The organism is Cypionkella sp., assembly GCF_030652235.1.
GTDB lineage: Bacteria > Pseudomonadota > Alphaproteobacteria > Rhodobacterales > Rhodobacteraceae > Cypionkella.
Genome location: NZ_JAUSBA010000051.1, coordinates 1 through 24509 on the forward strand (window position 1 = coordinate 1; position 24509 = coordinate 24509).

At 60.5% G+C, this 24509-nt stretch carries 21 protein-coding genes; 15 read left to right on the forward strand and 6 right to left on the reverse strand.

Going from position 1 to position 24509, the window contains the following annotated elements; translation table 11 throughout:
* Positions 1–503 precede the first annotated feature (503 nt).
* The 4 genes from Q7V03_RS17840 (at position 504) to pgi (ending at position 4889) form a co-directional block, all read left to right on the forward strand.
* Positions 504–1019 (forward strand): MgtC/SapB family protein, encoded by a 516-nt coding sequence (locus Q7V03_RS17840; RefSeq protein WP_304926946.1) that lies wholly within the window; start codon positions 504–506, stop codon positions 1017–1019.
* A gap of 131 nt (positions 1020–1150) precedes the next feature.
* The gene (zwf, locus tag Q7V03_RS17845) at positions 1151–2605 is read left to right on the forward strand and encodes a glucose-6-phosphate dehydrogenase (RefSeq protein WP_304926947.1); all 1455 of its coding nucleotides are present in this window, start codon (positions 1151–1153) and stop codon (positions 2603–2605) included.
* A complete protein-coding gene (pgl, locus tag Q7V03_RS17850) occupies positions 2602–3273 on the forward strand; it encodes a 6-phosphogluconolactonase (RefSeq protein WP_304926948.1) in 672 nt (223 codons plus the stop codon). Before zwf ends, pgl begins: the two co-directional genes overlap by 4 nt.
* Before the next feature lie 14 nt (positions 3274–3287).
* Complete coding sequence (gene pgi / locus Q7V03_RS17855; protein ID WP_304926949.1) at positions 3288–4889, forward strand: glucose-6-phosphate isomerase; 1602 nt, start codon at positions 3288–3290, stop codon at positions 4887–4889.
* A gap of 75 nt (positions 4890–4964) precedes the next feature.
* Here pgi and Q7V03_RS17860 read toward each other — a convergent pair whose 3' ends face one another.
* Entirely contained in the window at positions 4965–5315 is a 351-nt protein-coding gene (locus tag Q7V03_RS17860) for a RidA family protein (RefSeq protein ID WP_304926950.1), read from the reverse strand.
* Between the two features lie 166 nt (positions 5316–5481).
* On the opposite strand from Q7V03_RS17860, the gene Q7V03_RS17865 reads away from it, so the two are divergent.
* The 4 genes from Q7V03_RS17865 to Q7V03_RS23945 all read left to right on the forward strand — a co-directional run bounded on the left by Q7V03_RS17865 (position 5482) and on the right by Q7V03_RS23945 (position 8494).
* A complete protein-coding gene (locus tag Q7V03_RS17865; protein WP_304926951.1) occupies positions 5482–5742 on the forward strand; it encodes a hypothetical protein in 261 nt (86 codons plus the stop codon).
* 1 nt (position 5743) lies between these two features.
* Positions 5744–7000, forward strand: coding sequence for a sialate O-acetylesterase (locus Q7V03_RS17870; protein WP_304926952.1), 1257 nt, complete (start codon positions 5744–5746; stop codon positions 6998–7000).
* Between the two features lie 135 nt (positions 7001–7135).
* Positions 7136–7585, forward strand: a complete 450-nt coding sequence (locus tag Q7V03_RS17875) for a hypothetical protein (protein WP_304926953.1) — start codon at positions 7136–7138, stop codon at positions 7583–7585.
* A 699-nt stretch (positions 7586–8284) separates the two neighbouring features.
* Positions 8285–8494 carry an HNH endonuclease gene (locus Q7V03_RS23945; protein ID WP_370651164.1) on the forward strand — a complete coding sequence of 70 codons (210 nt, stop codon included), beginning with the start codon at positions 8285–8287 and terminating at the stop codon, positions 8492–8494.
* Positions 8495–8607: 113 nt separating this feature from the next.
* Here the strand turns inward: Q7V03_RS23945 and Q7V03_RS17880 are convergent, their stop codons facing one another.
* From Q7V03_RS17880 to Q7V03_RS17890, 3 genes are all read right to left on the reverse strand, one after another.
* Entirely contained in the window at positions 8608–9579 is a 972-nt protein-coding gene (locus tag Q7V03_RS17880) for an ROK family protein (protein ID WP_304926954.1), read from the reverse strand.
* Between the two features lie 42 nt (positions 9580–9621).
* Positions 9622–10656 (reverse strand): LacI family DNA-binding transcriptional regulator, encoded by a 1035-nt coding sequence (locus tag Q7V03_RS17885; RefSeq protein WP_304926955.1) that lies wholly within the window; start codon positions 10654–10656, stop codon positions 9622–9624.
* A 178-nt stretch (positions 10657–10834) separates the two neighbouring features.
* A complete protein-coding gene (locus Q7V03_RS17890; RefSeq protein ID WP_304926956.1) occupies positions 10835–11728 on the reverse strand; it encodes a LysR family transcriptional regulator in 894 nt (297 codons plus the stop codon).
* Between the two features lie 87 nt (positions 11729–11815).
* On the opposite strand from Q7V03_RS17890, the gene Q7V03_RS17895 reads away from it, so the two are divergent.
* Positions 11816–12601 (forward strand): phytanoyl-CoA dioxygenase family protein, encoded by a 786-nt coding sequence (locus Q7V03_RS17895; protein ID WP_304926957.1) that lies wholly within the window; start codon positions 11816–11818, stop codon positions 12599–12601.
* A 164-nt stretch (positions 12602–12765) separates the two neighbouring features.
* A complete protein-coding gene (locus Q7V03_RS17900) occupies positions 12766–13770 on the forward strand; it encodes a tellurium resistance protein (RefSeq protein WP_304926958.1) in 1005 nt (334 codons plus the stop codon).
* A 41-nt stretch (positions 13771–13811) separates the two neighbouring features.
* Here the strand turns inward: Q7V03_RS17900 and Q7V03_RS17905 are convergent, their stop codons facing one another.
* The gene (locus Q7V03_RS17905) at positions 13812–14507 is read right to left on the reverse strand and encodes a type 1 glutamine amidotransferase (RefSeq protein ID WP_304926959.1); all 696 of its coding nucleotides are present in this window, start codon (positions 14505–14507) and stop codon (positions 13812–13814) included.
* 138 nt (positions 14508–14645) lie between these two features.
* Between Q7V03_RS17905 and guaB the strand changes: the two genes are divergently transcribed.
* Complete coding sequence (gene guaB / locus Q7V03_RS17910) at positions 14646–16094, forward strand: IMP dehydrogenase (RefSeq protein WP_304926960.1); 1449 nt, start codon at positions 14646–14648, stop codon at positions 16092–16094.
* Between the two features lie 47 nt (positions 16095–16141).
* On the opposite strand, the gene Q7V03_RS17915 is transcribed toward guaB, so the two are convergent.
* A complete protein-coding gene (locus tag Q7V03_RS17915) occupies positions 16142–16750 on the reverse strand; it encodes an exopolysaccharide biosynthesis protein (RefSeq protein ID WP_304926961.1) in 609 nt (202 codons plus the stop codon).
* 123 nt (positions 16751–16873) lie between these two features.
* Between Q7V03_RS17915 and Q7V03_RS17920 the strand changes: the two genes are divergently transcribed.
* The 4 genes from Q7V03_RS17920 (at position 16874) to alaS (ending at position 24509) form a co-directional block, all read left to right on the forward strand.
* Positions 16874–18028 (forward strand): RsmB/NOP family class I SAM-dependent RNA methyltransferase, encoded by a 1155-nt coding sequence (locus Q7V03_RS17920; protein WP_304926962.1) that lies wholly within the window; start codon positions 16874–16876, stop codon positions 18026–18028.
* Positions 18029–18267: 239 nt separating this feature from the next.
* The gene (locus Q7V03_RS17925) at positions 18268–20439 is read left to right on the forward strand and encodes an ATP-binding protein (protein WP_370651167.1); all 2172 of its coding nucleotides are present in this window, start codon (positions 18268–18270) and stop codon (positions 20437–20439) included.
* Positions 20440–20651: 212 nt separating this feature from the next.
* Positions 20652–21719: a recombinase RecA gene (gene recA / locus Q7V03_RS17930; protein WP_304926964.1), complete on the forward strand. Its 1068-nt coding sequence runs from the start codon at positions 20652–20654 to the stop codon at positions 21717–21719.
* Positions 21720–21854: 135 nt separating this feature from the next.
* On the forward strand, positions 21855–24509 hold the full coding sequence (alaS, locus tag Q7V03_RS17935; protein WP_304926965.1) for an alanine--tRNA ligase: 2655 nt from the start codon (positions 21855–21857) through the stop codon (positions 24507–24509).

Genomic DNA, 24509 nt, shown 5'->3' on the forward strand with positions numbered 1-24509 from the left:
TTCAAGGCAAGCTCAGCCGCTGCAGCCCAAAAAAAGAAGGAGTGAAACTCGCCCTTGACCCAAGCATGACCCAAAATCCATAATCAAAGGTGGGTCAATTCTCGATGAAAAACCCGGGTCACTTCTCAGTGCAAATCAACAAACAAGGGGTTTTCGTGCCTCCGATGGACAAATTATGGCCGGCGCCACAGCTGTCACCACCAGCGCGCCCGAAAAAATCAGCGGAAATCATGCAGTTTCTGACCGGAAAGCATCGGATTTCAATGAAAATGGCCGATTTGGTGAATCCGAAGTGTCATATTGCTGGTTGGGCCACTCCGGTCCTTATATAATTCAATCACTTACGTCTCAAATTGTGCTTTTCAGGATGGTGACTACACTGATCGGTCGTTAACCACTTGTTACAGTGGTTAAAAATACGTCATAAAACAGTTACAAACAGGGTGTGCTGCGATAAACAGCCTTCACGCCATGACCCGAACGCGTTTGCAACAGTAGCACAGGTGGTGTCAGGCATTGGTTGTCTGGGCGCAGGTATCATCTACCGCGATGGCCTGAATGTGCAGGGGCTGAACACGGCGGCAACCTTGTGGTGCTCGGAGGGCGGTGGCTTGCTGGCGGGGATCGGGGCTTGGCCGTTTGCGCTGTTGCTGACCGGCATGGTGGTGTTTATGAACCTTGGGCTGCGGCCTTTGGTGCGGTTTCTCAAGCGGCATACCAAGGCCAGGGTGCCGTTGACGCGATCTTATCGGGTGATCTTAAGCTGTGCGCTCGATCAAGAGGCTGCGATGCGGGCGCTGTTGCTGCGCCGCCTCAGCTTGGGCGGGTTGCATGTGCATGAAATTGCTGTGCAAGCACAAGAGGCTGGGCTAGAGATTTCGGCGTTGGTCGGCGTTGGTCGGCGTTGGTCGGCGGCGAAGACGCGTCCGATCATGCGGTGGAACAGGCCGTGCAACGTGTGGCGGCAGAGGCTGGTGTGGTGCGGGTGCGGTGGATGGTCGCCGATGAGGTCTGAATAGCGCTGCTGCCATGCAGCAATGGCTTTCGGGCGGGGTGCAAGCAGTGCTAGACTTGCGGCGATCGCGGCGCTAAAAGGGCGTCGTTAGCGCTAACAGCGCTTCTGTTCTGACCCAAGCTGCGAGGTAAGCCAATGGTTTCGCGAGTCATTCCGGTAGATGCCTTTGATCTGGTGATCTTTGGCGGCACCGGCGATCTGGCCAAGCGCAAGATCCTGCCGGGGCTGTATCGCCGCTTTATGGCCGGGCAGATGACCGAAAACAGCCGGATCATTGGGGCGGCGCGCGCCGATCTGACCGACGAGTCGTTCCGGGCCTTGGTGGCGGAAGCGATTGCGGAATTCGTGCCGAAGGATCGGCAGGATGCGAAGGTCATCGCGCAATTTCTTGAAAAGATTGGTTATGTCTCGATTGACGCCACGGGCGAGGGCGGTTGGGTCAAGCTGAAGGGGCTGATGCGCGAAAATGTGGTACGGGCGTTTTACTTTTCGGTGGCGCCCAGTCTGTTCGGTGACCTTGCCGAGCGGTTGCATCTGCATGGGATTGCGGACGCCTGGAGCCGGATCGTGGTGGAAAAGCCGTTTGGCCGTGATCTGACCTCGGCCCGCGCACTGAACGCGGTGTTGGCTGCGCATTTCACCGAAGCGCAGATTTACCGGATCGACCATTACCTTGGTAAGGAAACCGTGCAGAATCTGATGGCGGTGCGGTTTGCCAATATTCTGTTCGAGCCGCTGTGGAAGTCGGAATACGTCGATCATGTGCAGATCACCGTGGCAGAAACCGTAAGCGTCGATGGCCGTGGGGCGTATTACGACAAATCGGGGGCGATGCGCGATATGGTGCAGAACCATATGATGCAGCTGTTGTGTCTGATCGCAATGGAGCCGCCGTATCACTTTGACCCCGATGCAGTGCGCGATGAAAAGCTGAAGGTGATCCGGGCGCTCGATCCTGTGAAGCCTGAGGATATCGTGCGCGGGCAGTATCTGGCGGGCAATGGCGAGGGCGGCTATCTGGAGCATAGCGAGAATCCGGCGAGCAAGACCGAAAGTTATATCGCGCTGAAGGTGAAAATCTCGAACTGGCGCTGGCAGGGCACGCCGTTTTATCTGCGCACCGGCAAGCGCTTGCGGGCGCGGGCGTCGGAGATTGCGATCACCTTCAAGCAGCCGCCGCATTCAATCTTTGACGATGCCAAGGGCTGGTTGGAAAACGTGCTGGTGATCCGGTTGCAGCCCGATGAAGGCATGAACCTGAAGGTGATGATCAAGGAACCGGGGCCGGGCGGTATGCGTTTGATGCAGGTGCCCTTGGATATGGCCTTCGCCGATGCTTTGGGGCCGGATGCCGAGGATGTACCCGATGCCTATGAGCGGCTGATCATGGATGTGATCCGCGGCAACCAGACCCTGTTCATGCGCGGCGATGAGGTGGAAGCGGCTTGGGCCTGGACCGATCCGCTGATTGAGGGCTGGGAGGCACGCGGGGATAAGCCACAGGGCTATGATCCGGGATCTTCGGGGCCGGAGGATGCATTGATGCTGATGCACCGCGATGGGCGGCGCTGGCGGGAGATTAAAGTTTGAATTTTATCGCATATCCAGACCGCGAATTCATGATGCTGGACGTGGCAGGCAAAATTGCGGGCCAGCTTTCAGAACAATTGAACATGTATGGCCGGGCGTCGCTTTCGGTGCCGGGCGGGACGACGCCGGGGCCGATTTTCGATATTCTGTCGGGAGTGAACCTTGACTGGGCCAATGTCGCGGTGATGCTGAATGATGAGCGCTGCGTGGGCGAAGACAGCCCTCGGTCTAACACGCGGTTGTTGAAGCAACGCTTGCTGGTCAACAAGGCGGCAGCCGCACAGCTTATTCCTTTATATGCAGAGGCTTCCGAGCCGGAGTTGATGTTGAAACACCTGGCGGAAGGCATCGCCCCGCATTTGCCATTGACGGTTTTGCTGCTGGGCATGGGCAATGATATGCACACCGCTAGCCTGTTTCCCGGCGCGGATTTGCTGGCCGAGGCTTTGGCCGCCAATGCGCCGATCCTGATGGCGCTGCGGGCCGAGGCGGCGGGTGAACCGCGTATCACGCTGACCGCCCCGGTGCTGCAAGAGGCGAAGAATATCCATATCTTGATCACCGGGCCGGAAAAACGCGCGGCGATTGAGGCTGCGGCTGGCTTGCCTGCGCTGGAGGCTCCGGTGCGGGTGGTGCTGGATAATGCAACGGTTCATTGGGCCGAATAAAAGCGGAGTAGGTCATGTCGGAAAAATGGCAAGCATTGAGAGATCACGCGCTAAGCGTGGCGCGGCGGCCGATCCTGTCGCTGTTCGAGCCCGCGGGGCGGGCGCAGGCGTTTAGCGTCGATGCGGGCGATGCGCGGTTGGATTACTCGAAAACCAACATCGACGAGCAGGCCAAGGCGATGCTGTTGACGCTGGCTGAGGTTTCCGGCGTGGCAGACAAGCGCGCGGCGATGTTTGGCGGCGAAAAGATCAACGTCACCGAAGGCCGCGCCGTGCTGCATACGGCGTTGCGCGGCGGCATTGAGGCCAAGGTGATGTGCGACGGCAGTGATGTGATGCCAGAGATTCGCAAGACCAAGGCGCGGATGGCGATTTTTGCGCGCGAGGTGCGGACAGGGAAATACACGGGTCAGGGCGGCAAGATCACCGATGTGATCAATATCGGCATTGGCGGATCTGACCTTGGGCCTGCGATGGTGACTTTGGCGCTGGCACCCTATCACGATGGGCCACGCGTGCACTACGTCAGCAATGTCGATGGCGCGCATATCGCCGATGTGGTGAAGGGGCTGAACCCGGAAACCACTTTGGTGATCGTGGCGTCAAAAACATTCACCACGATTGAGACGATGACCAATGCCGAAACCGCGCGGGCTTGGATGGCGACCAAGGTGAAAATCCCGGCGGCGCAGTTTGCAGCTGTGTCTACGGCTGCCGACAAAACCGCGGCGTTTGGCATTGATTCTGCCCGGGTGTTTGGCTTTGAAGACTGGGTCGGCGGGCGCTATTCGGTCTGGGGGCCGATTGGTTTTGCGGTGATGCTGGCGATTGGGCCTGAGGCATTTGAGAATTTCCTCGCCGGTGGTCGTGCGATGGATGAGCATTTTGTGGCCGCGCCGTTTGCACAGAATATGCCGGTGCTGCTGGCCTTGGTCGGCATCTGGCACAACCAGATTTGCGGTTATGCCTCGCGCGCGGTTTTGCCGTATGATCAACGGCTTAGCCGGGTGCCCGCCTATTTGCAGCAGTTGGAAATGGAAAGCAACGGCAAGTCAGTGGCGATGGATGGCTCGGACCTGCCCACCCATTCCGGCCCGGTGGTGTGGGGCGAACCCGGCACCAATGGTCAGCACGCGTTTTATCAGCTGATCCATCAAGGCACCCGCGTTGTGCCGTGCGAATTTATGATCGCCAAAGCCGGGCACGAGCCGGATTTGGCGCATCAGCATTTGCTGTTGGTGTCAAATTGTCTGGCGCAGTCGGAAGCCTTGATGCGGGGGCGGTCGTTGAATGAAGCCCGCGCGATCATGGAGAACAAGGGTGCTGTGGGCGAGGAACTAGAGCGGCAGGCGCGGCATCGGGTGTTCCCCGGCAATCGGCCTTCGACCACGCTGGTCTATCCAAAGCTGACTCCGTTCGTGCTGGGCCAGATCATCGCTTTGTATGAGCATCGGGTGTTTGTGGAAGGCGTGATTTTGGGGCTGAACTCGTTCGACCAATGGGGAGTCGAGCTGGGCAAGGAACTGGCTTTGGCGTTGCAGCCGATCCTTGAGGGTGGCGATGTTAGTGGCAAGGATGGCTCGACGCAGGCACTGGTGGCGTATTTGCGCTCTTAGGTCATCCTCTGCGCTCAAATATCCTCAGGGCATCAGCCTGATAAGGCGAGGGGGGCTGAATGCCCCCCTTACTTTTTACTTCAACGCAGCGGTGACGATGACTTCCACCAGATAATCGGGTGTCGCCAGTTTCGCTTCGCCGGTGGCGCGCGCCGGGGTATTGCCTGCGGGCACCCATGCATCCCAAACCGCATTCATCTCGCCAAAGGTTGCGATATCGGCCAGCCAGATCTGCACCGACAGGATGCGGGTTTTATCGGTACCAGCTTCGGCGAGGATGCGGTCAACCTCGGCCAGACAATCTTGGGTCTGCTGGGTGACCGACGCACCGGGGGTGCCAACCTGGCCCGCCAGCCAGACGATGCCGTTATAGGCCACGGCCTCGGACATCCGCGCGCCTACGCCGATACGTTTGATCTCGCTCATGGTGTTTCCTTTCCTGAAAGCTGCTGATTGCTAGCCTAGGTGGCGGCAAAGGGGAAGGGTTGCGCCATGCTGCGATGCAGCGTGCGGTTGGGTCAGGGGATGGCAAGGAATTGCTGGTGTTTTGAAGGCGGGCCCATGGCGGGCGTTCAAGGTTATGGAGTTTCTCATGCGCAATGATTTTTCCTCGCACGCACCCTCGGCGACGATGGCGGCGACGGGCAGTTTTGTGGTCGTGCCGAGTGCGACGCCGTTTGTCGCAGGCTCGATCCGGGCGGTGACGATTTCGGGGGCGGGCACGATCGCGTGGTTGGACAGTTTGGGGGTGCAGCAGGACACCTCGGTGCTGCCAGTGGGGACCTATACGATGACCGCCAGGGCGATTTTGGTGGCGGGCACCACCGCAACCGGGATCACGGGGTGGTTTTGAGATGCTGGGGTTGAGTGCGGCGCTGACGGTGCCTCGGGTGGCCTCAAAGCCGCTGAAGGTGATGCCGGCGGGGGTTTTCGCGGAGGAGCGGGTGAAGTTTTATGATGTGGGGCATGTGTCGGGCGTGGTGAATGCACCGGTTTATAGCCCTGGGGCGGGCCGTTACGATATGGGGTCGCTGGCGCAGGTGTCGTTGTCGGTACCTGCACTGGCGGGGCAGATCTGGGTCTATGTGACGCTGAACAAGGCAGATGAGGAAAACGGGATTGGCTGGCGGGTGCGGGGGATGGCACCGCCCTACGACCCTTTGGCGTCACGGGTGCGTTCGGGGCAACAGGTGTTCAAACTGCCCGCCAATATTGGCAGCACTTTGGTGAATGTGGTGGTTGGCACGGGCTTTGCGGGAAGCTTGCAGGCGGTGCAGGTTGTGGCGATCGAAACTGTTCTGGCGCAACCGTTTGATTTCTATGTCTGCTTGGGGCAAAGCCAGATGGCTGCGACCACCAATGCGTTGGGATTGGCTGCCGAGTTGGATCATTGCTCGGACCCGACATTGCTGTATTTTCCGGGCGCGACCTATGCGGGGCATGGCACTGTGATCGGGCAGGTCGAGGCATTGCGCGCGCCGTTGCAGGCCAATGCGGAGAGCCTTGGCGGCGGGACGGTAACAGCGGGGATGCGCTCGAACGGGGTGTCGCCGGCGATTGCCTTTGCCAAGCGCATACGGCAATCGACGGCCGCGGGCCGCAATGTGGTGATCGTGCAGGCGGCGGTGTCCTCGACTTCGCTTGTTGGAACGGCGGCGGCGTGGAATCCGGTAGGGAGCAATCCGTTTGCGTATAATCACGCGGTGAGTGTGATTGCGGGGGCGATGGCGGCCTCGCCTGTAGGGTCAAAAATCAGGGGCGTGCTTTGGGCGCAGGGCGAGAGTGATCTGGCCGCGCTTGCCGCTTATCCAGCGGCTTGGGCGGCGATGCGGGCAGCGTTTGAAGCGACGTGGAGCGCGAATAACTGGGTGACGGCCCCCGTGCCGTGGCTGATTGGCACCACACCGCCTGATGCGGTACATCCCAGTGTCCCGGCGTTCATTGATATGCAAAGCCAGATGGATGCCCTCAGTGGCCATGGCTATGCCCAACCGCGCTGCCGGGTGGTCAACCGTTTGCCGGGGATCGAGCCGGATGGGGTGCATGCCACGGCGCAAAGCAATCGCTGGTTGGGCCATGCGATGGCAGAGCGGTTTCTTGCGGCGCAGTAGATGCGCGGGCGGATGCGCAAATCGCGGTGAAGTCAAGCGGGGTGCGTTGCGTGGGGGCAAAGGATGGCTTAGGACGGCGCAAGCCGGATACTGCATTGACCTGCCGGATACTTCTTTGACTTGAAAGGAAAGCCCATGTCCCTGCGCGCCCTTGGCCTGTTCGCAACGCTCGCCCTGACCGCCTGCGGCTCGAGCAGCGATATGCAGCTTTATCCGACCGCCGGACCCTTTGCCTTGCAGACCCCACCGCCAGTGATCCATGCCAAGGCTGAGACGACCGAGGAAACCTCGGGCGCATTGAGATTTAAGCTACCGGACCGGACTAAATGCAACGGCACGTGGTCGGCCCTTGCGCCGAAAGTGGTCTCAAAGACGCGCGGCGTCTCGTTGACCCTGCGCGGCGGCCCGGGTGGAAAATACGACAACAGCACGGAATCGGTGGGCGGCATCAACACGGGTGAGATTTACGCAGTTTGCAAAGATGGCACTGTCGTGCAAGGCAGATTCGTGATGGGGTCTAGCACCACCAGCGGCACCGGCACAGCCACCGATACCCGTGGCAACACCTACAAACTGCTGTTTTGAGCCTTGGCGCTTTTTGACTGAATGTGGTGGTCCTATGGGGGCCGCCATTTTTATGCAGCGCTTTGGAACTTGCCACGAGACTCGATGGACCACAGTGCCCGCAATGTCCGTTTGCTTTGCAATTCAGCCAGTTGCAGAATTACGCAAACCTGTCGCAAGCCGTTGAAGTATATTATTTATTTTGCAGGTGATGTGAATCGGTTTGACATCACACCCCATTGTAATAATGGTATTTATCTTCTTGTATTCCGTCAAAATGACCCTGTCAGGCATAAAGTCGTACAAGAATTCGTACAGGGTAAGTTCGATTGCCCGGGCCAAAATAGCTGCTGTGCGGATGCACAGATACGCGTTGAACAACCGTGTTAAAATGGCAAGCCAAAGCCACTCCATGACGCGGGCCGTAATGTAGACGGGGGCGGCATCTTATCACCACCTCCCCCACCGCCACTCATGGGTCGATCGGTATCAGCTTCACCACAAAAATCATATATGGGCCTAGGCGGCTCTCAGTTTGCAGATGGAAGGCCAAAAACCGTCGCGTCCTGCGTGTCCTAGGGTCGAGGCGAACATCACGAATCATCAACAGGAGGCTCGTTCGCGGGCCTTTTCCTTGATCGCTGAAGGCACGAAGACAGACGCTGGCTGCATTGAGACGCCAACGCTCGACGCCCGAAAGTGCGGTTTCATGGGCGACAGATGGCGGCCTATCGCTTCGTCTTCTGCATCCTGAATGGGGTCTTGGCGGGTTATGACGATGTTGTTCGCCATCGCTGCAACAATCGCCGTTGCATCAATCCTGACCACCTGGAGGTTGGGTCGAGGGGCGATGGTTCCAGGCCGCGCTCGCAGCCGCCTGCCACAACCCAGTTCTCGGGCCAGTCGCAAGGCGACTCAAGGAGCGTGTAAAGCCGCACAAACTCATCATCATCGCAATCGCACGAAGGCTGATCACAATCGCTAACGCCATCGTCAAAACCTGCACACCTTGGCAGGTTCAGCCCAACGAATAGACACAGTTGCTAGCTCCGGCCATCGCTGGCAAGGTAGGCGGCACAACCGGTGAGGGCAGCAAAATCATCCTCGACGGCGAAGACCGCGAAGCTTTGCATGAATTCAGCGAAACGACCCTTGGTGCGGAAGGCGGCGCTTAGGTTCATCTCATCCATATAGGGCACCATGGCGCGGGCGACGCCGCCGATCAGGTAGATGCCACCGAAGGGCAGGTGGATCAGCGCGAGGTTGCCAAGCTCTTGGCCGAGCAAGTGCATGTAAAGCTTGGCGGTTTCGCGCGCCAAAGGCTCTCCCGCAGCCAGGGCGTCCATGATAGCGGCGGCTTTCAGGGTCTGCGGCTGGCCCGACTCAGAACAGATGAAGGCATGCACGCGCTCCAGCCCGCGACCGGCCAGAACGTCTTCGACCCCGGCGTAGCCATGCGCATGTGGGCCGTTGGTGGCAATAAAGCGCGACAGGCGGAAGTCTTGTTCGGTCTGCACCGGCATCGCGATATGGCCACATTCCGAGGGCGCGACCAGACGGCCCCAAGCGGTGTCATGCACCGGGGCTGCGTTCATGCCAGTGCCGACACCGACCACCAGCATCGCCGCGCCTGCGACTTGCGTGCCGGGGATCAGCGGACGCAGGAATTCGGGTGCTATGTGTCCCAAGGCGTGGCCCTGCGCTTGCAGATCGTTGAGGATGGCGGTTTGCGCCGCCCCCGTTGCGCGAATCAGCAGGGCGGCGTCGATCACCCAAGACAGGTTGGTCATCACCGCCACGCCGTCACGCACCGGGCCAGCGGCGGCGACGCAGGCGCCATCCACCGATTTCAGGCCTTCCTCGGCCATATAGCGGGTCAAAACCGGCTCCAGGCTGGTGAATTCGGCATTGGCATAGCGGCGGATGCTGGCTTGGCGCACGACTTTGCCGTCGGCCAAGGCGACGCGGGTGTTGGTGCCACCGATATCGGCAACGAGAGCGAGAGGGGTGGACATAAGTGACCTCATTGTCTTAACTTTGGCCCGCAGGCAATTGATTTAGATCGATTTACGCGGAGCAGGGCCGGTAGACTGGCCGATGATCAGATCAGCCTCTAGCAAACGATGCAGCGGGCCTTGGGTGGGGTCTGCGATCAGCGCCAGCAGCATCTCGGCGGCGATCCTTCCGGCATCGCGCACCGAAGACCGGGTGGCGGTGAAAATCGGCACGTCATCGCCATTGCGCAGATAGCTGAGTTCGTCGTCAAAGATGATCACCGAGACATCTCGCCCCAATTTCAGCCCCCGCCCTTCAATCGCGCGGCGCACCCCCATGCCCGACAACATCGAGGCTGCAACGAAAGAGGTCGGCGGATTTTCCAGCGCAAGCATACGCTTGGCGGCGCGGTAACCGGAAAGCTCGGTCATCTCATCGCTGGCCATCAACGCGGCATCGGGCGCAATCTCACGCCCGGCCAGCGCATCGACATAGCCGGTGCGGCGGCGGATGGCGAAATCCATATCCTCTTTGCCGTTGACCAAGGCGATGCGGGCATGGCCGAGATCGAGCAGAAATTCGGTGGCGCGCAGGAAGGCGCGGCGATTGTTGACATCGACCCAGGAATAATCGGACTCAATCCCAGTGGCGCGGCCATGGGTGACGAAGGGCAGACCCAAATCTTGCAGACTGGCGATGCGCGGATCATAGGTGCGCACGGCGTGGACGATGACGCCATCGACGGCCCCGCGGGATTTCAAATCGCGGTAAGCGGCGGATTCGGCCTCATCGGCGACCACCGAAAGCAGCATGTCATAGCCGTTGGCTGCGTAAATCTCGCCCGCGCCCGCGATGAAATCGGCAAAAATCGGGTTCATGATCTCAGATTTCGTCGCCACCGGAAACACATGGCCCACCGCCATCGCGCGGCCCGTCGCCAGCCGAATGGCGCGGGTGTTGGGGCGGTAATTGTAGCGCTTGGCAGCGGCGACGATACGCTCGCGCGTCACGTCGTTGACCTCGGGGTAGCCGTTCAGCGCGCGGCTGACGGTTGTGGGCGAGAGGTTCAGCTTTTGCGCCAGTTCTTTAAGATTCATCGGGGTTTGGGTGCCCATAGGGTCAGGTTGCGCAGGGACACTAACCGCGCGGGCCGGGGCGGTCAAAGTGTTTGAGGTTTGATTTGCGCAATCGTTGCATATTTTTAGGGCTACGATTATTTTTCAGTGGGTTGCAAGTAGGTTGAAAGCTTCAAAGCGGTATCAAATGCACGGGAGATTAGCCCTGTAACGCCGCTGGCAGCGCGTGTGGGATCAACGCGCTCAGTTGCTGCGCTGCGGCAGAGGGTGGGTTCTGCGCGAGATGGGCGAGGATCAGCGGCTCGGTCCCGGCATCGCGGATCGGGCGGGTGACCAGCGGTTTGCCATCGGGGCTGAGGCGGGCGGCGGGATTGGTGTAAGACAGCCCTAGCCCCAGACCATTGGCGGCATAGCTGCGCATCAGATCCATCGAGGCGGTGCGGTGGCGGATTTGCGGGGTGAGGCCCGCTTGCGCAAACAACCCGCGCATATGGCCCAGCGACAGGCCTTGATCGGTCAGGATCAGCGGTTCGGTCGCCAGTTGGGAGAGCGTCAAGCTGGCGTTTTGGGTGAGCGGGTGATCGGTCGGCAAGATGGCATGCGGGGCGATGCGGGCAAGGGTTTGGCGGGCGATGTCGGATTGCAGGCCAAGATCCCACGTCAAAGCGAGATCGACTTTTCCTTTGCGTAGAGCATCTGAAAGTGTTTCAAAATCCATCACTTGTGGAGTTATCTTAAGATGCGGTGCGAGCTTTTCTGTGTAAGTGAGGATGGGTGCCAAACAACTCGGCGCAAGGTCTTCGAACACCGCAATCCGGATATCCTCGGCGGCGGCATTGGGATCGGTGAGACGGGTGAGGGCGGTAAGTTGCGCCTCGGCCAGATCCAGCCAACCGCGCCCGAAGGCGGTGGGGGTCAAACGGCCTCCGGCGCGGCGCAGGAACAGCGGGCGTTGCAGCAGGGCTTCGAGTTGCGCGAGGGCGACGGAGAGTGCCGGCTGGCTGACATGCAGCGCCTCGGCTGCCGCCGTCATGCCGCCGTGACGGGCGACGGCGGTGGCATATTCCAACTGGCGCAGGGTAAGGGATAGCACTGGATTATGACCTGTATTGAAAGGTATTATTTGCGGCTATGATTATGTCGCGCCATTCTGCAAGCCAAGCGAAATCAGGAGGCCAGTATGGTAGACGTGACCGACGAGATGATTGAGGCGTATCAGCGCGACGGTGTGGTGCTGGTGAAGGGACTTTGGGCCGATTGGGTCGCGGAATTGCAGGCGGGTGTGGCGCGTAACATGGCCGAACCGGGGCCGTTTGCGGCGGAGAATTTGAAGCCGGGCGAGGCGGGGCGGTTTTTTGACGATTACTGCAACTGGGATCGGATTCCGGAATTTGAGCAGGTGATCAAGCAGTCTGAGGTGGCCGAGGTTGCGGCCAAGCTGATGGGGTCGGATCGGGTGCAGATGTTTCATGATCATGTGTTGGTCAAGGAGCCGGGAACCTCGCGGGCGACGCCTTGGCATACGGATGGGCCGTATTATTTTGTCGAAGGACGGCAGAATGTGTCGTTCTGGTCGCCACTGGATCCGGTGACACAGGCGTCGTTGCGGTGTGTCGCGGGGTCGCATCTGTGGCCGAAGGACGTGTTGCCGACGCGGTGGTTGGCGGAAACCTCGTTCTATCCGAACCCCGAGCTTTACATGCCGGTGCCGGACCCAGATGCCGAAGCGATGCCGATCAGGGAGTGGCAGATGGAACCCGGCGATGCGGTGGCGTTCAATTATCGCACCCTGCATGGCGCGCGGGGCAACGAGGCGGGGACGCGGCGGCGGGCGTTTTCGCTGCGGGTTTTGGGCGATGATGCAAGATATGTGGAGCGGCCGGGGCGGACTTCGCCGCCCTATCCGGGGCATGAGATGGTCGCGGGGCAGGTGTTGCGGGAGGATTGGTTTCCGTTTTTGAAGTGAGGGTTTGGGGTGGTCCCAACTCGGGACCATTTTCGAATACTGATAATTCAAAGGCTTGCGGGGCCGACTTCAGGATCTGTTAAGCTTTGACTGCGCTGATTGGTCTCTGCGATCAGGCTTGTGGGACGGGGGTGAGGGTGGGACAAGGGGGCAAGGAGATTGCCATGACCCAAAGCCCGAAAGTGCAGCGCCGCCCGAAGGCCTATCCGCCGCCAGAATTTCCGCCGCGCAAACCCAAGGTGTTCGCCAAAATGCCGCCTGCGGTGTTTCCGGTGGTGCTGGGGATGCTGGGGCTTGGGCTGGCATTGCGCCGCGCGGCGGAGGTTTTGGGGCTGCCGGGGGGCATGGTTGAGGCGGCTTTGGGCGCGGTGCTGGCGTTTTGGGCGTTTGCCACGCTCGCGCTGCTCTCGAAGATCGCGCGGCGGCCTGCGGTGTTGCTGGAGGATCTGAAGATATTGCCGGGGCGGGCCGGGATGGCGGCGTGCAGTATGAGCGCGATGCTGGCGGCGGCGGTGCTGGTGCCCTATGCGCCGCAGGTGGCTTATGGGCTAATGGTGGCAGCGCTTGCGGTGCATGGCGGGCTGGCGGGGCTGATCATCTTTAGCCTGCTGCGTTTGCCGAAAGAGCAACGCGTGGTCAATCCGGCGTGGCATCTGAGTTTCGTAGGCTCAATTGTGGCGGCGATTCCGGCGCTGGCTTTGGGGCGGATGGAACTGGCGCAGGGCCTGCTGTGGGGCGCGATGCCGATAGCGGCGCTGATCTGGGGGGCGTCGCTGGCGCAACTGATCGGGCGGATACCGCCTGCACCGCTGCGGCCTTTGCTGGCGATCCATCTGGCACCTGCGGCGTTGTTCACATTGGTGGCGACGGGCTTGGGGCAGCAGGTGCTGGCACAGAGTTTTGCCGCGTTTGGGGCGGTGATTTTTCTGGCGCTGTTGTTGGGGCTGCGCTGGGTGACGGCGGCGGGGTTTTCGGCATTGTGGGGCAGTTTTACCTTTCCGCTGGTCAGCTATGCTGCGGCGCTGATCGGGTTGGGTGGCCAGCTGGAGCAGATCGGGCTGGGGTTGCTGGCGGCTGCGGTGCCGGTGGTTGTGATGATTGCCGGGAAGGTGATTGCGATGTGGCCGACTGGGAAATTGGCGGCCAAGACCAACGCAGCCGAGGCGTGAGGTCGAGGCTTGGGGAAGCCTGCCGCCTAGGGCCCAGTCACCTAGATCAATGCGACCCAAGCCCGGGCGATGGCGAGGCCGTGGGCGTCTGCGGCAAGGCCGTGGCGCTCGGCTGCAGCGGCGAGGGCGGCGGTGGAGCCGGGGCTTTGCGCCTCGATCACCTCGGGGAAGCGGCGGGCCCAATCGGCGACGACGGCGCGGCTGGCCTCAAAATGAAACTGCGTGGCATAGCCTGCGCGACCGACTTTGTAGGCCTGAACCGTGGCGGCAGGGTTGGTGGCGAGATGCACGGCCTCGGGCGGCAGGGTGAAATGGTCAGCGTGCCATTCAAAGATCGGGAAACTGGTGGGCAACAGGCCTAACACTGGATCGGCGCGGCCTTGATCGGTCAATGCGATCTGACACCAGCCGAATTCCGGGTTTGTGCCGATGGTGTTTTCAGCGCCTGCGCCTCGGGCCATGGCTTGTGCGCCCAGACAGATGCCGAGAGTGGCTTTGCCGGAGAGTGCGGTGTCGTAGAGCAGGGCTGCGAGATCGGGCAGGTAGGGGTGGCTGTGATCGGATAAAGCGGTCTGTTCGCCGCCAAAAGAAATCAGCGCATCAAAGCTGTCGGGCTTGGGCAGTTTGCCATCCAGCCATGGCTTATACAGGTCGATCACGGCGGCGGCCTCGTGCAGGGCCACGCCGACTTGGCCGTGATGGGTGATGGCGGTGTTCTCAATAATGGCGACGCGCATGGATTTCCCCCGATTTGGCGCACCATGCCGAAGCGGGATTTTGGCCGCAAGGGTTGTTTCACCCTTGCCATTCCCGCTGACCCGTGAAAATGGGAACCGTCAAACGAACACTCCCCTTAGACCCCGTTGGAGGTGAACATGGAGATTCGCGAGGCGCTCACATTTGATGACGTTTTGCTGGTGCCGCAGGCGAGCTCGGTACTGCCATCGGAGGCGGATACGTCCACCTTTGTCACCCAAAGCATTCGGATGAACATTCCGCTGCTGTCGTCCGCAATGGACACGGTGACCGAAGGCCGGATGGCAATTGCGATGGCGCAGGCGGGCGGGATTGGGGTTATTCACCGCAATCTGGACCTTGAGGCGCAGGCGCGGGAAGTCAGCCGGGTTAAGCGGTTTGAGAGTGGCGTGGTGTATCAGCCGATCACGCTGACACCGGATCAGACCCTGGGCGATGCCAAGCTGCTGATGGAGCGCTATCAGATCACTGGCTTTCCGGTGGTAGACAAAGAAGGCCGGGTTTTAGGCATCGTGACCAACCGCGATATGCGGTTTGCCTCGGATGACAAGACGCCAGTGCATGCGATGATGTCGTTTGAAAATCTGGCGCTGCTGCGCGAGCCGATTGACCGCGACGAGGCGATCAGCCTGATGAAGGCGCGGCGGATTGAGAAGCTGCTGGTGACCGATGGCGCGGGCAAGTTGACCGGGCTGTTGACGCTGAAGGACACCGAGAAATCGGTGCTGAACCCGCAGGCTTGCAAGGACGAGTTGGGGCGGCTGCGGGTGGCTGCTGCGTCAACCACTGGCGATGCTGGGTTTGAGCGGTCGATGGCGCTGATTGAGGCCGGGGTGGATATGGTGGTGATTGACACCGCGCATGGCCACTCGGCGGGGGTTGCGCTGGCGGTGGAGCGGATCAAGAAAGCCTCAAATACGGTGCAGGTTGTGGCGGGAAATGTCGCCACGGCTGAGGCGACGCGGGCGCTGATCGGGGCTGGCGCGGATGCGGTGAAGGTTGGGATTGGTCCGGGATCAATCTGCACGACGCGGATTGTTGCGGGTGTGGGTGTGCCGCAACTGACGGCGATCATGGATGCAGCGGCCGCGGCGGGCAATGTGCCGGTTATTGCCGATGGTGGGATTAAATTCTCGGGCGATTTTGCCAAGGCGATTGCGGCGGGGGCGTCTTGTGCGATGGTTGGAAGCGCCATTGCGGGCACCGACGAGGCTCCGGGTGAGTTGATCTTGTTCAACGGGCGGTCTTATAAATCGTATCGTGGCATGGGGTCTTTGGGCGCAATGGCGCGCGGCTCGGCGGATCGGTATTTCCAGAAGGATGCCGCCAGCGACAAGCTGGTGCCGGAAGGCATCGAGGGTCAGGTGCCGTATAAGGGCACAGCAGCGCAGGTCATTCACCAGATGGTTGGCGGCCTGCGGGCGGCTATGGGTTATACCGGCTGTGCGACGGTGGCCGAGATGCGGGCGAACTGTACGTTCGTGCGGATCACCGGGGCGGGCTTGAAAGAAAGCCATGTGCATGATGTGCAGATCACCCGCGAAAGCCCGAACTACCGGGTGGGGTGAGGCGATAGGATCGACTGAAATGGCCCCGTTGCGGGGCCATTTTGCAGTCAGGTGCGGGTGCTGAACGCCATATAAATCACGGCGCTGATCACTGCCCAATAGACGCCCACCAAGACGATCACGGCACTTACCGCGATGACGGCGGCGGCGAGGATGAAAGCCCCGTCATTGCCAAGCAGACCCAGAGCGGCAATCAGGATCGCCAGGGCGGGCAGGAAGTTGCCCAAGGGGATCGGCAGCATCACCAACAGGCTTAGGAACATGCCGATGGCGCCGATGATCCGCTGGGCGTTCTCGCTGCTTAGGCTGAGCAGACGGGGGTGCAAGATACGCTCGACGCGGGCGAGGTGGGGCGCGGCACGGGTCAGCAGCGCCAAAAGGTTGGCGCGTAACAGCGAGCGGTCGGCGATGAAACCGGGCAGCCAAGCCGGGCGACCCAGCAGCATCTGCAAGGTGAGGTAAACCAAGGGCAGGCCAGTCACCGCCGAAGTGCCGGGCAGGCCGGGCAACAGGTTTGGCAGCGCGAACAGGATCAGCAGGGTGGCGCGGGCGTGGGTCTTGATCCCGTCCAGCAGATCGCCAAGGCTTACACGCTCGCTGTCGCCCGATTGGGCAAGGCGCAGCAGTTGTTGGGAAAGTGGGATGGGGGCTGTCATGTCACCTCTTAGCTCTGGCGGAAGATGGGGCGTGGGGGGCGAAATTGCCAGTGCACTTCGGCTTGGTTGCGGGATTTTCGCGCGCGCTGTAGGGAAGAGCGAACGGCGCAAAAAGGGCAGCATATGACACCGCAAGCAAGGCTTTCCGCCGCGATCGACGTGCTGGACCGAATTTTGGCGGGGGCTGTGGTCGAGCAGGCCTTGACCAACTGGGGCCGGGCGAGCCGCTTTGCAGGCTCGGGCGACCGCGCAGGCGTGCGCGATCTGGTGTTTGATGCATTGCGCTGCAAGCGGTCTTATGCGGCGCTTGGCGGGGCTTTGACGGGACGCGGGCTGGTGCTGGGGGGACTGCGGGATCGGGGCTTGGACCCGGCGGAGTGGTTTAGCGGAGAGGGCCATGCGCCCAGTGTTTTGACCGATGCCGATGCAGGCTTTACGCCCGCGGGCACTGTGGCCTTGGATTGCCCTGAATGGCTGGCGGGGCCGCTGCAAACTGCCTTGGGTGATGATTTTACGGCCGTGATGCAAGCGCTGCGGCACCGGGCTCCGGTGTTTTTGCGGGTGAATTTGGCGAAGGCCACGGTTGCGGTTGCCATAGAGGCTTTGGCGGCGGAAGGTATTCTTTGCAAGTTAAACCAACTTGCAAAGACTGCGCTGGAAGTCACTGAGAACGCAAGAAAAATTCAAAATTCACAGGCCTATCTCTCCGGCTTGGTGGAATTGCAGGATGCCGCCAGCCAAGCGGTGATTGCAGCCTTGCCTTTGGCGGATGGGCAGCGCGTGCTGGATTATTGCAGCGGCGGCGGTGGCAAGGCGTTGGCGATGGCGGCGCAAGCCCCGGTGACACTGGTGGCACATGATGTTGATCCCCGCCGGATGCGCGATATTCCGGCGCGGGCAGCGCGGGCGGGGGCGAAGATCACTGTGGTGGAAACTGCCGCGCTGGGAAAGGGTTACGATGTGATCCTGACTGATGTGCCCTGCTCGGGCTCGGGCAGCTGGCGGCGCGATCCGCAGGGAAAATGGGCGCTGACCGAGGCGCGGCTGACAGCGCTGTGTCAGATTCAGGCACAGATTTTGGACAGTGTAGCCGGGCTTTTGGCCCCCAATGGCACGCTGGCCTATGCCACCTGTTCGATGCTGAACGCCGAGAATGAGGATCAGATCACAGCGTTTCTGGCGCGACATCCCGGTTGGAGCAACCCGTTGCAGCGGCGGTTTTCTCCGCTGCAGGGCGCAGATGGGTTTTTCGTGGCACTGTTGACGCGTGACGTCTGAATTTGTACACAACTTAGGCGTGATTTTCGCTTTATATGTGAGGCGGTTAAGCCCCTCTTAACACTTTGCCCGCCAAATGAGGCGAAACGTATCCCGGATCGGAGGGCAAAGTGGCCAGTTCGACGACTAGTTTTGCCAAGGTGTTTGGACCCGGTAAGCTGCAACACTTTGGCCTTTGGGTGTTGATCGCCGCCGCCTGTGGTTGTGCGGTGGGCATCCTGTTGTCGGCGCAACTGGTGATGCAGCTGATGTTTCTCGCGGCAGGGTTGACCTTTGCGGTACTGGCGATGTTGCAACAAGGCTCTGGCTGGTGGGCGGCACGGGCACAAAGCCAGCTTGAGGTGCGGCTGATCGCACTGGTCGGATTGGATGCAACCCCCTGTTTTACCAGCGATCCCCATGGTCAAATCGGCTACCAGAACGCGGCCACTGGCGCGCGCTTTGGGGCTGTGACCGGTGGCAGCTTGATTTCGGTGCTGAAAGATCATTTTGCCGCCCCCTCGGCGGTGCTGTATCGGCTGCAGACCCGCGCCAGTCACAGTGGTTCTGCGCGCGAAGATGTGGCGACTCGGCGCGGTCATCTGCGACTGTCGGTGCATCGGCTGACCGAGGCGCGCTATTTGTGGCGGCTGGAAGAATTTCAGGATCGCGCGACGGCAGCGCGTGGCGCGGAAACCCTGAGCCTGCCGATGTTGACGGCCAATAAAGCCGGCGTGGTGCTGTTCACCAATGACGCGATGCGCAGGCTTTTGGGTGGGCGCCCCAAACGGCTGGACCGGGTGTTCACCTCGGCCACGCTACACTCGGGCGAGGAGGTTGAGGTTTCGGCGGCCACCGGCCCGGTGCGCGCAATTCTGGCCGAGGTTGATGGCTTGGGCGAGCGGCGCGAGATTTACTTGTTGCCGGTGGCGCGGCACCCCAATGACGCCAGTATGTCGGCGGATTTTGAACATGTGCCGGTGGCGCTGCTGAAATTTGAGGTGAACGGCGCGTTGCGGCAGGCCAATAAAGCAGCGCGCGATCTGCTGCATTTGGGGGACGCGCCCGAGATGCTGCACGATCTGTTCGAAGGGCTGGGCCGCCCGGTCTCGGATTGGCTGTCAGATGTGGTCAATGAGCGCATCCCTGGCGGGGCCGAAGTGCTGTGCGCGCGGCGTCTGGGCGGCGAGGTGTTTTTGCAGGTGACCCTGCGCCGCATCGTCGATCTGGGCCGCCCCGGCGTGCTGGCGGTATTGCAGGACGCAACCGAGTTGAAAACGCTGGAAGCGCAGTTTGTGCAAAGCCAGAAAATGCAGGCGATTGGTCAGCTTGCCGGTGGGGTTGCGCATGATTTCAACAACTTGCTGACCGCGATCTCAGGCCATTGCGATCTGCTGCTGTTGCGTCACAACAGCACTGATCCCGCCTATGCCGATCTGATCCAGATCCACCAAAACGCCAATCGCGCGGCGGCTTTGGTCGGGCAGTTGCTAGCGTTTTCACGCAAACAAACCCTGAAACCCGAACGGATTGAGCTGCAGGATGTGCTGTCGGATCTCGCACATCTGCTCAACCGTCTGGTCGGCGAGCGGGTGCGCTTGCGGCTGGCGCATGCGCCGGATTTGGCGGCGATCCGGGCCGACAAGCGACAGCTGGAACAGGTGATCATGAATCTGGTCGTCAATGCCCGCGATGCGATGCCCGACGGCGGCACCATCCGCATTGAGACCGAGGCGCTGACCCTGCGCGACGAGATGCGGCGGGATCGCGCGGTGGTGCCCGCGGGTGAATATGCGCTGATCCGGGTCAGCGATTCGGGCGTGGGGATGCCGCCCGAGCGGTTGCAGAAGATCTTCGAGCCGTTCTTCACCACCAAACGCGCGGGCGAGGGCACCGGGCTGGGCCTGTCCACCGCTTACGGCATCGTCAAGCAATCGGGTGGGTTTATCTTCGTCGATTCGACCGAAGGCGAGGGCACGGTGTTTCAGCTGTATTTTCCGATCTTTGCAGGGGCGGCACCGGGTGAGGTGGTGGCCAGCTTGCCGAAAAAAGTCGTGCTGCGGCAGGGCGAGGGCGTGGTGCTGCTGGTCGAGGATGAAGCCCCGGTGCGCGCCTTTGCCAGCCGGGCGCTGCGGATGCGCGGCTATACGGTGCTGGAGGCCGAAAATGCCGAAGACGCGCTGAAACAACTGGAAGACCCTGGGCTAGAGGTCGATATTTTCGTCACCGACGTGGTGATGCCGGGTATGGATGGCCCAAGTTGGGTGCGCGAGGCTTTGAAAGCGCGACCGCATGTAAAGGTGATTTTTGTGTCTGGCTATGCTGAGGAGGCTTTGTCGGAGGGTCAGGCGCGAATCCCGAATTCGACCTTCCTGCCAAAGCCGTTTTCGCTCAGCGATCTGACCGCGACGGTGCAGGGCCAGTTGCATTGAACCGGGGCGATTCTTTTGCCGCGGCTGAGTGCGGGTTGAAAAAAATGTTCTGCCTCCGTTCGCTGGTAACCAATCCTTAATCCTGTTGCGAAAAACTGGGCTTGCGACAATTCGATTGAAATGTTCCTGCTTTACCCTCATACAGGGTAAACAAACAAAGAACATCTTGGGCGATTGCCGCCTGAAGACAACCATGGGATAAGGGCAAAGCAATGGCAGCGGCAAATCTGATCGAGTTGAACGGGAAGCGCGATATGGACAAGGCAAAGGCGCTGGAAAGCGCTCTGGCACAGATTGAACGGCAGTTCGGCAAGGGCTCGATCATGAAGCTTGGCCAGAACAATCCGGTGATGGAAATCGAGGCGACCTCGACTGGATCGCTGGGGCTGGACATCGCTTTGGGGATTGGCGGTCTGCCGCAGGGCCGGATTGTGGAGATTTACGGGCCAGAAAGCTCGGGCAAAACCACGCTCTCGCTGCATGTGGTGGCTGAATCGCAGAAAAAAGGTGGGGTTTGCGCCTTTGTCGACGCCGAACACGCGTTGGACCCGCAATATGCCAAGAAACTTGGCGTCAATCTCGACGAACTGCTGATCAGCCAACCCGATACGGGTGAGCAGGCACTGGAGATTGTCGATACGCTGGTGCGCTCAGGGGCCGTCAGCCTGATCGTCGTCGATTCGGTGGCGGCACTGGTGCCGAAATCCGAGATTGAAGGCGATATGGGCGATATGCAGATGGGCTCGCAGGCGCGTCTGATGTCACAAGCGATGCGCAAGCTGACCGGCAGCATCGGCAAATCGAACTGCATGGTGATCTTCATAAACCAGATTCGGATGAAAATCGGCGTGATGTTCGGCTCGCCCGAAACCACCACCGGCGGCAATGCGCTGAAATTCTACGCAAGCGTGCGTCTGGACATCCGCCGAACCGGGGCGATCAAGGACCGCGACGAGGTTGTGGGCAATGCAACGCGGGTGAAAGTGGTGAAGAATAAGGTCTCGCCACCGTTCAAGGAAGTTGAATTCGACATCATGTATGGCGAGGGCATCTCCAAGGTTGGTGAGTTGGTCGATATCGGCGTGAAGGCCGGCGTGGTTGAGAAATCCGGCAGCTGGTATTCCTACAAGGATGAGCGGATCGGGCAGGGGCGGGAGAATGCCAAGTCGTTCCTGAAGCAAAACCCGGCGATGGCGCTGGACATTGAAGAAAGAATCCGCGCCGCCAATGGCTTGGATTTCTCAGTCACCCCAGATGCGGGCCCGGTTCTCGACGACTGATCTTTGACCAAGCAGTTGAAAATGCGGCCGGAAACAGCAAGTTTCCGGCCTTTTTGCATCCCTAGTGGACAGCCCCCGCAGGGGCGGATAAACGGGGCGGGACCAGTTTTTCTCGCTTTTTGGAGGCCCAAGCCTATGGCTTCGTTGAATGACATCCGCTCGACCTATCTCGATTTTTTCGTGCGCAACGGCCACAAACGCGTGGACAGTTCGCCCTTGGTGCCGCGCAACGATCCGACGCTGATGTTCGCCAATTCCGGCATGGTGCAGTTCAAGAATTGCTTCACCGGGGTGGAAACCCGCGATTACAAACGTGCGACCACGGCACAGAAATGCGTGCGCGCGGGTGGCAAGCACAATGATCTGGACAATGTCGGCTATACCGCGCGGCATCATACGTTTTTTGAGATGCTGGGAAATTTCAGCTTTGGCGATTACTTCAAAGATCAAGCCATTGCTTTTGCATGGGAATTGCTGACAAAAGACTTTGGGCTGAACAAAGACAAGCTGCTGGTCACGGTCTATCATACCGATGACGAGGCGGCTTCGATCTGGAAAAAGGTCGCAGGCCTTTCCGATGAAAAGATCATCCGCATCCCAACCGATGATAACTTTTGGCGGATGGGGCCGACCGGGCCGTGCGGGCCGTGCACCGAGATTTTTTATGATCACGGCGCCCATATCTGGGGCGGCCCGCCCGGCAGCGCTGAAGAAGATGGCGACCGTTTTATTGAGATCTGGAACAACGTGTTCATGCAGAACGAACAGTTTGCCGATGGCACGATGCGCCCGCTGGATATGCAGTCGATCGACACGGGCATGGGGCTGGAGCGGATTGGCGCGTTGTTGCAAGGCAAACACGACAATTATGACACGGATTTGATGCGCAGTCTGATCGAGGCGTCGGCGCATGCGACCAATTCTGACCCGGATGGGCCAGCGAAAACCAGCCACCGGGTGATCGCAGACCATTTGCGCTCGACCTCGTTTCTGATTGCCGACGGCGTGATGCCCAGCAACGAAGGCCGTGGCTATGTTTTGCGGCGGATCATGCGGCGGGCGATGCGGCATTTGCATATGTTGGGCGCGCAAGATCCGGTGATGCACCGTTTGGTGCCGGCATTGGTGCAGCAGATGGGTGCGGCTTATCCCGAACTGGCGCGGGCGCAAAGCCTGATCGAAGAAACCCAGTTGTTGGAGGAGACGCGGTTTAAAACCACGCTGGATCGTGGCTTGCGGCTGCTGAATGATGAATTGGATCGCCTGCCCGAAGGTGGCGATTTGCCGGGCGGTGTGGCCTTCAAGCTTTACGACACCTATGGCTTCCCACTGGATCTGACGCAAGATGTGCTGCGCGAACAGGCGCGCTCGGTGGATGTGGCTGGGTTTGATGCCGCGATGCAGGAACAGAAAACAAAAGCGCGGGCGGCTTGGTCTGGCGCGGGCGGTACGGCGGATGCGAAGATCTGGTTTGAGATTGCCGAGGCGCATGGTGTGACCGAATTCCTAGGCTATGACACCGAAACCGCCGAGGGTCAGATTGACGCGTTGGTGCGGGATGGCGCGCAGATTGGCGCGGCTGAGGTTGGCGCGTCTGTGCAGGTCGTGGTGAACCAGACGCCGTTTTATGCCGAAAGTGGTGGGCAGGTCGGCGATACCGGGCTGATCCGCACCCAGACGGGTTTGGCGGAAGTGACCGACACGCGCAAATCGGCGGGGGTGTTCATGCACATCGCCACCGTGCTGGAGGGCACGATTTTGCGCGGCCAACCAGCGAAACTAGAGGTGTCGCATGGGCGGCGGGGTGCTATCCGGGCCAACCACTCGGCCACACACCTGCTGCATGAGGCATTGCGGCGGGCTTTGGGCGATCATGTCGCACAGCGCGGGTCTTTGAACGCGGTGGATCGTTTGCGGTTTGACTTTAGCCATTCTGCGGCGATGTCTGAGGGTGAGCAATCGTCTGTTGAGGCGGAAGTCAATGAATTCATTCGGCAAAACTCTGTTGTGGATACAAGGATCATGACGCCGGATGATGCGCGGGCCCTAGGCGCGCAGGCGTTGTTTGGTGAGAAATACGGCGATGAGGTGCGGGTGGTCTCGATGGGTTTGCGCGATGGGTCGGGCAAGGGCGGCGAGGGGCGTACCTATTCGCTGGAGCTTTGCGGCGGCACCCATGTCGGGCGGACAGGGGATATCGGTGCGTTTGTGCTGCTAAGCGACTCCGCCTCGTCTTCGGGCGTGCGCCGGATTGAGGCTTTGACCGGGCAAGCGGCACTGGATCATCTGCGCGCGCAGGATCAGCGCTTGGCCACGGTGGCTTTGGCGCTAAAAACCCATCCGGGCGATGTGCTGGAGCGGGTGAAAGCTTTGCAGGATGAGCGCCGGGCTTTGGCCAATGAGGTGGCGCAGTTGCGGCGTGAATTGGCAATGGGCGGCAAGTCTGGTGGGCCAGAGATCAAGGAAATCAATGGGGTAAAGCTGATTGCTCAGGTGCTTACGGGCGTCTCGGGCAAGGATTTGCCGGGGTTGATTGACGAGATGAAGGCGCAGATTGGCTCGGGTGCGATTGTGCTGATCGCCGATACCGGGGCGAAACCTGCGGTCGCGGCGGGGGTGACGGCGGATCTGACAGCGCGGATTTCGGCAGTGACCTTGGCCAAAGCGGCGGTTGAAGCTTTGGGCGGTAAGGGTGGCGGGGGTCGTCCGGATATGGCGCAGGGTGGTGGCGCGGATATCACGCTGGCCGATGCGGCGATTGCAGCGGTGCATGCCGCTTTGGAGGTGTGA